The organism is Tenacibaculum sp. L6, from assembly GCF_028823685.1.
GTDB lineage: Bacteria > Bacteroidota > Bacteroidia > Flavobacteriales > Flavobacteriaceae > Polaribacter.
The window spans coordinates 1-10,730 of sequence record NZ_JAPEHZ010000070.1 but is presented as its reverse complement, the minus strand read 5'-3'; the positions used below and the strand labels follow the sequence as shown (position 1 = coordinate 10,730).

Annotated in this window: 13 protein-coding genes; 9 read left to right on the top strand and 4 right to left on the bottom strand. The window is 32.1% G+C overall.

What is annotated here, in order from left to right:
* The 4 genes from OU788_RS10695 to OU788_RS10680 all read right to left on the bottom strand — a co-directional run.
* The coding region (locus tag OU788_RS10695; RefSeq protein ID WP_274635158.1) for a M14 family metallopeptidase at nt 1–2,125 on the bottom strand (2,125 nt) is incomplete at its 3' end.
* A gap of 111 nt (nt 2,126–2,236) precedes the next feature.
* Nucleotides 2,237–2,857 carry a thioredoxin family protein gene (locus tag OU788_RS10690; protein WP_274635157.1) on the bottom strand — a complete coding sequence of 207 codons (621 nt, stop codon included), beginning with the start codon at nt 2,855–2,857 and terminating at the stop codon, nt 2,237–2,239.
* A gap of 6 nt (nt 2,858–2,863) precedes the next feature.
* On the bottom strand, nt 2,864–3,376 hold the full coding sequence (locus OU788_RS10685) for a TlpA disulfide reductase family protein (protein WP_274635156.1): 513 nt from the start codon (nt 3,374–3,376) through the stop codon (nt 2,864–2,866).
* Nucleotides 3,377–3,505: 129 nt separating this feature from the next.
* A complete protein-coding gene (locus OU788_RS10680; RefSeq protein WP_274635155.1) occupies nt 3,506–4,294 on the bottom strand; it encodes a S1/P1 nuclease in 789 nt (262 codons plus the stop codon).
* Between the two features lie 123 nt (nt 4,295–4,417).
* On the opposite strand from OU788_RS10680, the gene OU788_RS10675 reads away from it, so the two are divergent.
* The 9 genes from OU788_RS10675 (at nt 4,418) to OU788_RS10635 (ending at nt 10,583) form a co-directional block, all read left to right on the top strand.
* On the top strand, nt 4,418–5,278 hold the full coding sequence (locus OU788_RS10675; RefSeq protein WP_274635154.1) for an SPFH domain-containing protein: 861 nt from the start codon (nt 4,418–4,420) through the stop codon (nt 5,276–5,278).
* Between the two features lie 35 nt (nt 5,279–5,313).
* On the top strand, nt 5,314–5,478 hold the full coding sequence (locus tag OU788_RS10670) for a DUF4177 domain-containing protein (protein ID WP_274635153.1): 165 nt from the start codon (nt 5,314–5,316) through the stop codon (nt 5,476–5,478).
* Nucleotide 5,479: 1 nt separating this feature from the next.
* Nucleotides 5,480–5,986, top strand: a complete 507-nt coding sequence (locus OU788_RS10665; protein WP_274635152.1) for a hypothetical protein — start codon at nt 5,480–5,482, stop codon at nt 5,984–5,986.
* 134 nt (nt 5,987–6,120) lie between these two features.
* Entirely contained in the window at nt 6,121–6,285 is a 165-nt protein-coding gene (locus tag OU788_RS10660; protein ID WP_274635151.1) for an Arc family DNA binding domain-containing protein, read from the top strand.
* A gap of 67 nt (nt 6,286–6,352) precedes the next feature.
* Nucleotides 6,353–6,487, top strand: coding sequence for a hypothetical protein (locus OU788_RS10655; protein ID WP_274635150.1), 135 nt, complete (start codon nt 6,353–6,355; stop codon nt 6,485–6,487).
* 24 nt (nt 6,488–6,511) lie between these two features.
* Nucleotides 6,512–7,036 carry a TolB family protein gene (locus OU788_RS10650; protein ID WP_274635149.1) on the top strand — a complete coding sequence of 175 codons (525 nt, stop codon included), beginning with the start codon at nt 6,512–6,514 and terminating at the stop codon, nt 7,034–7,036.
* The gene (locus OU788_RS10645; RefSeq protein WP_274635148.1) at nt 7,006–8,433 is read left to right on the top strand and encodes a S9 family peptidase; all 1,428 of its coding nucleotides are present in this window, start codon (nt 7,006–7,008) and stop codon (nt 8,431–8,433) included. The genes OU788_RS10650 and OU788_RS10645 overlap by 31 nt, the downstream gene beginning before the upstream one ends.
* Nucleotides 8,434–8,574: 141 nt before the next feature.
* Nucleotides 8,575–9,234 carry a DUF2490 domain-containing protein gene (locus OU788_RS10640; RefSeq protein WP_274635147.1) on the top strand — a complete coding sequence of 220 codons (660 nt, stop codon included), beginning with the start codon at nt 8,575–8,577 and terminating at the stop codon, nt 9,232–9,234.
* A gap of 41 nt (nt 9,235–9,275) precedes the next feature.
* A complete protein-coding gene (locus OU788_RS10635) occupies nt 9,276–10,583 on the top strand; it encodes a DUF819 family protein (RefSeq protein ID WP_274635146.1) in 1,308 nt (435 codons plus the stop codon).
* Nucleotides 10,584–10,730 lie beyond the last annotated feature (147 nt).

Genomic DNA, 10,730 nt, shown 5'->3' with positions numbered 1-10,730 from the left:
ACGACACATTGTTTATAGAATCTATTTTAGTTTTATTAAATTTTACATTAACAAATCCTCTGCTAGATAACCAATTTACTGCATTTCTATATCCAATTAACACACCTCCATTACGTACCCAAACTTTTAATTTTTCTTCTAAGTTTTTATCCAACGAGCGACTATTAGGAACAATAATCGTTGTGTACCTATCAAGGTTAACCCTCGTAGCATAATCAGTATCTAACTTTGTTAGTTTCATATCGTAACGCTGATCTAACAAATGCCAAATTTCACCTGCATCGTAACTTGTAATCCCGTTACCTACTAACACCGCTACTTTCTGCTGTTTTACGGTTTCAAAATTTCTACTTCCTAAATCAATTCCTTCGTTCAATCCTGTAGAAACTCCTTTGATTTCTATATGATTTTCGTTGGCAATTGTACCTAAGAAATTAAATAACTCGCTTCCATTTAATTTTTGATTTTGAGCAGGGATAAAAATGGTTCCGTAATCATACGAGTTACCATCATTTGTAAACTTTTTCATCGCTACCTTCGCTCGCAATCCTTTTTCTAAAATCGTATTTAACGCTTTAGGTGTACTATACTCATTCCAAGAAAATAAGTAGCCTACACTACTTTTTTGTTGAATTGTTCCTTGTTTTGGTTGTAATTGAGTCACCTCAGCTCCTGCTTTCGATAATGATACATTATCCGCATAATCAACTCCAAATGCATAATTAAAGGTCCAAGCAGATACATCATAAAATAAGCTATCTTTAAATTTCGTTTGAACAGCAAACATCGCTTTTACCAACCTGTGATTTTTTTGGTTCATAGGTACTACGTAGCTATACCCTTTTTTGAAACGTTTTCCATTCGATGTAAAATCTTCTTTTAACTCGTGGAGTTTTATTTGATGACGTTGTAAAACTTCTGCTAAATGATTTGTTTTCGTTGCATCCTTTTCATCTCCAAATACAATAGCATTGTTCTTTTCTGAACTTCTTGAGTTTTTATAAAAGTCTTGTTGGTATTGTAAGATTTTTGTTCGCATGTTTTTAGCAGCTTCTAGTGTTGACAATGCTGCTGTAAACTGATTTCGAATGGTAAACGGAAAGGTTAATATTCCGTTTTCACTTTCTTGCGCATGCCCGCGAGAACTTCCTTGTTCAAATAAAATTCCGATACTTCCATTAATATCTGGAAAAGTTGACCCTTTTCCGTAGTAAAAATCATCAAAACTTTCTTCTGAATAATAGGTTGAACCAATTTTATCGAATGCTTTTGCGTGATAGGTAGCAATTTCTTTTGTTAACTCCTGATTCATTTTTGGAGTCAACGGATTTGTTCTACTCGGAATTCCTGGTTGGAAAAAGAAGGTAGAATTTGTTCCCATTTCATGATGATCGGTTAAAATATTCGGTAACCATTTGTGAAAAGTTTGAATTCTTGCTCTACTCTCAGGCAACTGAACTGGCAACCAATCACGATTCATATCAAACCAATAATGATTCGTTCTTCCACCTGGCCAAACCTCATGATATTCTCTATCGTTTGGATCTGGATTTATATTATTTGCCTTATTTGTATTTGCCCAATACGCAAAACGTTGTAAACCATCTGGATTCATCGCTGGATCAAAAAGAATTACCGAGTTATCTAATAATTCTTCAATTTTTTGCCCTTCTCCCGCTGCTAAATAATAAGCAGCTGCTAACGCTGCATTGGTTCCACTTGCCTCATTTCCATGAATTGAAAATCCTTGGTATACCACAATTGGATTATTAGACACATCTACAGAAGCATCGTTTGTTGCTTTGATATGGTTTTCTCGTATTGCTTCTAAATTTTGATGATTTTTTTGGGAAGTAATTGTTAACAATACTAACGGTCTTCCTTCATAAGTTGTTCCTCTGTTTTCAAACGTTACCCTATCTGAAGATGTTGCTAGTGCTTTCATGTACTCTACCAATTTATCATGGGTTACATGCCACTCTCCTACTTCGTGTCCTAAAACTGATTTTGGTGTTGGTATATTTTGATTGTAAGAAACATCTTGTGGTAGGTAATAATTTAAATCGACTGTTTGTGCCGTTAATGTCGCACTAACAAATAGTAGTGATAGTAATAGTTTCTTCATTATTTAATTTTAAGTTGATTGTTATAACTACGATTGAAATTGTGTATTAATTCTGTTTAAATAATAAAAATCCCACATAAAAGTGGGATTCTTATATCCTATTGGTATTTATTAACTGTTTCTTTTATCTTTTATAGAACATCCTATTGCTCTAGTATCTGTTTTTGTTGGCTTTTCTCCTTTCAACAAAGCATCAACCGCATTTTCAACAAAACGTTCTTTCACATTATTCTCGTTACGAGAGCTATCATCTATAGCTCCAATATATTCAACAATTAATTTACCTTTCTTTTTATTCAATATGTAAACATGTGGTGTTTTAGTTGCTCCATATTTTGGATACACCTCTTGACCTTCGTCAAATAAATAAGGAAAAGTAAAGCCTTTTTCTTTTGCACGTACTTTCATTGCTTCAAAACTATCTCCTTTTGAAACCTCTGGGTCATTAGGATTAATAGCAATTACAGGAAATCCTTTTTTCTTGTATTTCTTATCTAACGCAATAATTCTGTCTTCATTCGCTACTGAATACGGACACATATTACACGTAAACACTACAATAAATCCTTTTGCTTCTGAATAATCAGCTAAAGAAACCATAGTGTCGTCTATATTTTTTAGTGAAAAATCTGTGGCTTCATCTCCTACCTTATATCCTTTTGATGGATTAATAGTAAATGCAGATATAGTTGCAACTACTAACAATAACAATGTTATTTTAAATGTTTTCATAATTATTTAGTTTAAAAAGGTTTGTAATTCGTGTTGTAACTCTTCATAGCTAAATGATTGCTCGTAAAACTTTCTTTTTTCTTTATTGTAAATTAACGTTGCTGGTATAGAACCCGACCAATTTTCAGCAATGTCTGGTATCCAAAACTGTTCATTTGGGTCATCAAAATGAAGTACTTTAGATTCTAATTTTCTTTTTTTAACAAATGGAATTAGGTTACTTTCCTTCTGTTTAGGAAAATCTAAACTCACCAAAACTACCTCTACATTTTTATCTTTATACGCTGCGTTTAACTTTTCAAAAGCAGGGAGTTCTTTTACACAAGGCATACACCAAGTTGCCCAAAAATTGATAACATAGGTCTTATCTTCATTTTTATGCAGCAGCGGTTTTAACGCTTCGTAATTTAGCGTAGCTATTTTAATAGAAGACTCTGTAACCTCATCTGTTTCTCTTGGTTTTTCTTTACAAGAAAACAACATGAAACTCCCTAAAAAAAGTATTAGAATTTTATGCATTTGATATTTGTTTCCTCTCAAAATTAACTGATTGTGTTAGTTAAAAAGCAGAATTAACGAAACATTAACAAGAAAAAAGCCCGAAAAAATACTTTTTCGGGCTTTTACTATCAGTAATACTTTTATTGCTTAGCTATAAATTTCATTCAATAATTTAGCTAATCGTAAACCTCCTTTTTGTAATTGTTCTCTTACTACAGGAAAATAAACATATGAATAGCGGTAGCGTAAATTCTCTCCTACCTCAACAGATTTATACACCTCTTTGGTTATTTTATGTGTATCGTGTAACCAATCTACCACAGTTCCTTGTTGAATTACTTTTATTTGTTCTTTCGATAAATCTTTAGCATTACTTGCTAATTCAATATAACTCATATCCCACTTATTAAGTAAATCTTCATCCCATACTCTATGTAAATTTGATCCTTTACCATGCCACTGAACTTGTATCTTATTTCCTCCTAAATCCTCTTTTAGACCTATGTGCATAGGTTGATGCAAGTCTCCTACTAAATGTACTAACATTTTTAAGTAAAAACGTTTATCTTCTGTAGAGCTATTTTCATTCTTTAGTACTTTCATACATTTCTCAATACCTGTAACCATATCTCCTTCTGGGTTCTTTTCGGTATCTTCATAACGAGCATCTAATGGCATATTTACATAATGCCAAGTATAAAATTTACCATATTTCTTTCTATCAGATTTTATTTCATCTGCATACGTAGATACAAACGCTAAACTTTCTCCTTGTAATAGCTTTTCTATTTTCTTTTTAGCTTTTTTAGTCAAGTGTTTTTCTGCAATCTTTCCTGTAGCTCTATGACCAGTTGGTCCCCATACATCTTCATTATTAGCTATTGACGAAACACTTACCAAAAACGCAGCGAATACTATTAAAAATTTTGTCTTCATGAATAGTTTAAATTATAATCGGAAGCTAAATTATAAAAATAATTCCTCAAAAATTTGGATTTAACAAAAATTAAATCATATCTTTATAATATCGTTTTAATATCACTTTAACTAAAACAAAAAATGAAAGGAGAAAAAATCATCAAACCAGCTAATGGATATTTAATGTTCTTTATTGTTCTTGCACTTTTTATAAGTGGAATTACATTAGCTATTAAAACAGAAAATCCAATATTCATATTAATGTCTGTATTAGCATTTATTTTAGCATTAGGTTTCATTTTAGTGAATCCTAATTCTTCTAAAGTTTTATTATTCTTTGGAAAATATGTTGGTACCGTAAAGCAAAATGGATTGTATTGGGCTAACCCTTTATACAAAAAGAAAACTATTTCTTTAAGAGCGAGTAATTTTGATAGTGAGCGTTTAAAAGTGAATGACAAACTTGGAAACCCAGTAATGATTAGCACCATTTTAGTGTGGCGAGTTACCGAAACTTATAAAGCTGCTTTTGATGTAGACAATTATGAAAACTTCGTTCGTGTACAAACAGATGCTGCTGTACGTAAACTAGCTAGCATGTATCCGTATGATAATTTTGCTGATGAAGGTCATGAAGAAGATATTACTTTACGTTCTAGTGTTAATGAAGTAAGTGAAGCTTTAGAAAAAGAATTGGAAGAGCGTTTAGCTATTGCTGGTATCGAAGTTTTAGAAGCACGAATTGGTTATTTGGCCTATGCACAAGAAATTGCAAGTGCTATGTTAAAGCGTCAACAAGCTACAGCTATTGTTGCAGCACGTCATAAAATAGTGCAAGGAGCTGTTGATATGGTAGACATGGCTTTAGAAGAATTGAATAAAAAAGAAATTGTTCAGTTAGACGAAGAACGTAAAGCTGCAATGGTTAGTAATTTATTAGTGATTTTATGTGGAGATAAAGAAGCATCACCAGTAGTTAATGCAGGAACGTTGAATCATTAATAGGTTAAAAGACTGAAAAATTAAAAGATTAAAAGATGAAGGAATATAAAATAATTAAGCAAGAATTTAGCTGGACAAACTCCCAACAAAACTTTGAAGACCAATTAAATAATTTTGCCAAACAAGGATGGCGTGTTATTAACGTTCTAGAAAGAAATAGTATTTTATTAGCTGTACTTGAAAAGGATAAAAACCGATAGAATGAAAATTTTTAAAGAAGAGCAACGATTTACACAACTTTGGTTATTAGTAATATTAGCTGTAAGTTTAATTGTACCCGTAATACTTATTGTTAAAGAATATATGCAAGAAAATTCTACAATGAGTTCTACAGAGTTAACACTTACTCTTCTTGGGATTTTAGCTTCATTTGCTTTTATCTTTATTTTTAAGTTAACCACAAGAATTGATGAATATGGAATTCATTATCAATTCTTTCCTTTTCATCTATCCTTAAGAAAAATAGCTTGGTCTGAAATTAAAAAAGCCTATGTCAGAAATTATGACCCAATTGGTGAATATGGAGGATGGGGCTTAAAAAGCGGATTACTTTGGAATAAAAAAAGAGGAACTGCTTTAAATATTTCAGGAGATATAGGTATTCAACTAGAACTAAAAAATGGTAAAAAATTACTTATAGGAACCAAAAAAGAACAAGAAGCAAAACGTGTTTTAGAAACCTATGAACATAAAGTACAACAATTATGATACGGATAATATTATTTACTATCATATACCTTTTTAGTTTCATTCTCTCTTTGATATAACTAAATATTAGGAAGTTGTATTTTTGACCCGTAATTTAACTCTTAAACACAACCGTTTCTTACATAAAAACAAACATGGCAAAAAAGAAAGCATTTGCACTCCGCATAAACGAAGACATGTTAAAAGCTATTGAAAAATGGGCTTCTGACGAGTTTCGATCTACCAATGGGCAGATTGAATGGATGCTTATGCAAGTACTTAAAGAAGCAAAAAGAGAACCCAAAAAGAAAGAAGATTAACTTCAAAATCTTAACTCCTTGTAAAAAAAACGTCTAATTTTTAATTAGGCGTTTTCTATTTTGTAAATTGTACAAATATAAAAACAGCTTTATCAAAAAAACCAATGCTTTTTTCGATAAAGACTGGAAAGAATATAAAGTTGAGGTAGAAAAAATAGATTTATCTCCGTTTAAAGAAACCGAAAAATTTTCTGTAGAATAATTTCAAATTAAAAAATCTTACATAATGAAAAGAATAATCGTTCTACTCGCTATTACTATTATAGCCAGTGCTTGTAAAAAAGAGCAAAAAAAGCCAACAGAAGTTGCTGAAACACTTAAAGAATACTCTATCGAACAAATGATGGATAACGAGAGTGTTTCAGGAGGAAGTTTTTCTCCAGACAACTCAAAATTACTCGTTACCAGTAATCGTTCGGGAATTTACAACATGTATACAGTTTCTACAGCTGGAGGAGAATTTAAACCAATAACAAAATCAGACAGCTCTTCTGTTTTTGCTACATCTTATTTTCCAAAGGATGAGAGAATGTTATTCAGAATGGATAATAATGGCGATGAAATTTATCATATTTTTTTAAGAGAACTTGATGGTAATATTAAAGATTTAACACCAACTAAAGGTGCTAGAGCTGGATTTTTTGGTTGGGCAAAAGATGAGAAAAGTTTCTTTTTTACTTCTAATAAAAGAGACAAGCGTCTATTATGGACCTTTATGAAATGGATCTTGAAACTTTTACACCTACCATGATTTATGAAAATAAAGACGGTTATAACGTAGCAGCAATATCAAATAATAAAAACATTCTAGCGCTAAGCAAAACGGTTAATACAAATGACAGTGATTTGTTTTTGTTTGATAGAACCACCAAAGTAATCACAAAAATTAATCTTACGCTGAGTGGTAATTCAGCCGCTGATTTTTCTATTGATGATACTGATTTTTACTACACAACAGATGCAGAAGGTGAGTTCGCTACCTTAATGAAATATACCATTAGCACCAATGAAACGGAAAAAGTGTTAGCGAAAGATTGGGATATTTCTGGAAGCTATTTTACCAACAATGGAAAATATAGAGTCACTTATATTAACGAGGATGCAAAAAATGTAATTGAAGTTTTTGATGTTGCCGAAGGTAGAAATATAACCTTACCTAATGTTAACGGAAAAAGTATAACTAGCGTTGGTTTTTCTAGAGATGAAAACATGATGCGTTTTTATGCTGGAGGTTCTGATGCACCATCTAACTTATACGTTTACGATTTAGCAACTCAAAAACAAACACAACTAACCGATGTTTTAAATAAAGAAATTAATCCTAACGACTTAGTAGAAGCAAAAGTAATTCGTTACCCTTCATTTGATGGAGTGACGATTCCTGCAATTTATTACTTACCTCATCAAGCTTCAAAAGACAATAAAGTTCCTGCTTTAGTTTGGGTACATGGAGGACCAGGAGGACAATCACGTCAAAATTTCAATTCCAGAATCCAATACTTAGTAAACCACGGATATGCTGTATTAGCTGTTAATAATCGTGGAAGTAGTGGTTATGGTAAAACCTTTTTTACTATGGATGACTTAAATCACGGTGAAAAAGATTTACAAGATTGTGTAGAAGGAAAAAACTGGTTAGCAAACCAATCAGAAATTGACGCTGAAAAAATAGGAATTATTGGAGGGTCTTATGGTGGTTATATGACCATGGCTGCATTAACCTACACCCCTGAAGAATTTGCTGTTGGGGTAAATATTTACGGGGTTACAAACTGGATGCGTACTTTAAAAAGTATTCCTTCTTGGTGGGAATCTTTTAGAGAAGCTTTATACAAAGAATTAGGAGACCCGTATTCTGCCGATTCAGTAAGACTAAAAAGGATTTCTCCTTTATTTCACACAGATAAAGTAACCAAACCTTTAATGGTATTACAAGGAGCTAAAGACCCAAGGGTTTTACAAGTAGAATCTGATGAAATTGTGGCTGGAGTTAAGAAAAACGGTGTTCCTGTGGAGTATGTTCTTTTTGATGATGAAGGGCACGGTTTTGTAAAAAAGGAAAATCAAATAGAAGCAAATAGTAAAATCTTACAGTTCTTAGACACCTATTTAAAGAAGGAAGAGCCAATTAAAAACGATGATTTATAAACAAATTCAAAAAAGAACTTTAACAGTATAACTTTTCCAAAAAATTATCGAGTTTATATTTTTGTCAGTATAACATAAAATCTCCCACATATCTATTTATGTGGGGGATTTTTAATATCACAAAGAACCACAATTACTACTATGCGAAAATTATTCTTATTAATTATCACCTTATTTTCATTAAGCAGTTTTTCTCAAAATCAACCTGACCCTACCAAAGAATTAGGTGTATGGTACATGTACAACGGATCTCACCAAATCTCAGATAAGTTTGGCTTAAAATCTATGGCACATTTTCGCTTCTTTGAAGTTGGAGACGATATGCAACAATTCATCGGACGTTTAGGGGCTAATTATAAATTCAATAAAAACATAAGTGCTACTGTTGGGTATGCTTTCCTAAATACAGATAGAACCTATGATATAAATGGAGGTGATTTTAACGAACATCGTATTTATGAAGATGTAAACGTAAACCATAAAATAGCTAGTTTAAATTTAGCACACCGTTTTAGAAGTGAACAACGTTTTATTGAATCGACCACTAGTAATTTCTTTCGATATCAATTAGCCTTAAGTCATCCTATCGATGAAAAATGGTCGACATACCTATACAATGAAACTTTTTTAGATTTTGAAGGTGAAGTATACAACCAAAACTGGTTCGGAACAGGTTTTAAATACAAAGTTTCTGATATTATAAAACTTCAAGCAGGATATCAGCTAATCAATGTTAATAATGTTGGTAATTTTAATAGAATTCAATTAGGAATTGCAATTACCACAGATCACAGAAAATAGAACTAACTATTATTTCATACTTTAGCGGCAAATTTTTTTAGATGGAAGCACCTCTTTTTACAAACGATGCAATCGTATTTGGTATTTTAATGATTTCTTTAGGTTTTGTTTTTTATACAGAATCAAAAACCTCAGGATTTTGGCATAAATTTTATAAAATAGTACCAGGTTTATTCATGGCCTATTTTATTCCAGCAATATTTACTACACTAGGCGTTATTTCTCCTGAATGGGAAACTACAAATGCAGCTGGCGAAGTGGTAAAAAACAAATCGCAATTATACTACGTATCTAGTCGATTTTTATTGCCTGCTGCCTTAGTTTTAATGACTTTAAGCATTGATTTAAAAGCAATTTTCAACTTAGGTTCAAAAGCATTAATTATGTTTTTTACAGGAACTGTCGGAATTATTATCGGAGGTCCTATCGCTATTTTATTAATTTCTACTGTTTCTCCTGAAACCGTTGGCGGAGCAGATTTTGATGCTGTATGGAGAGGTTTATCTACCCTTGCTGGTAGTTGGATTGGTGGTGGGGCAAACCAAACTGCGATGTTAGAAATTTACAAATACAATCCTGCTAAATATGGAGGAATGGTTTTTGTTGATATTGTTGTAGCTAACATTTGGATGGCTATTATTTTAATCGGAATTGGTAAAAAAGATAAAATTGACAAGTGGTTAAAAGCTGATACTTCTGCTATTGAAGACTTAAAAGAACGAGTTTCGAGTTTTACACAAGGTGTACGTAGAAATCCTACCTTAACAGATTTTATCATCATGTTAGCTATTGCTTTTGGTACTGTTGGTTTTGGTCATTTTGCTGCAGGATATTTAAGCGAAATCTTTGCTGCTATTACTGCTAGTATGGAATCTCAAACTTGGCGAAATATCTTTTCATTTTTAGGATCAGGATTCTTCTGGTTAATAAGTATTTCAACTATTGTAGCAATACTTTTATCATTTACAAAAGCTAAAAATTATGAAGGTGCTGGAGCCAGTAAAATTGGTAGTATTTTTATTTATGTACTAGTAGCAACTATTGGTATGAAAATGGACTTAACCTTAATTTTTGACAATGTAGGATTAATTGCTATTGGTTTAGTTTGGATGGCTATTCATGCAGGATTATTAATCTTAGTAGCTAAATTAATCCGTGCTCCATATTTCTTCTTGGCTGTAGGAAGTCAAGCAAATGTTGGTGGTGCTGCTTCTGCTCCTATTGTAGCGCAAGCTTTTCACCCATCATTAGCTACTGTAGGTGTTTTATTAGCTGTTTTCGGATATGCAATAGGTACCGTAGGAGCAATTCTCTGTACAATTTTAATGGAAATTGCCTCAAAAGTTTAAGAGAAATCTGCATATTTGCAACAGACAAATTTTGAATTCAATGAAGAAAATTATTGCTCTTTTCGCAATTGCGCTTGTAGCTTTTGCCTGTTCCTCTAAAAAAGAGGGAAACATGATAGTTAAAGGTCAAATCAAAGGACTAAAAAA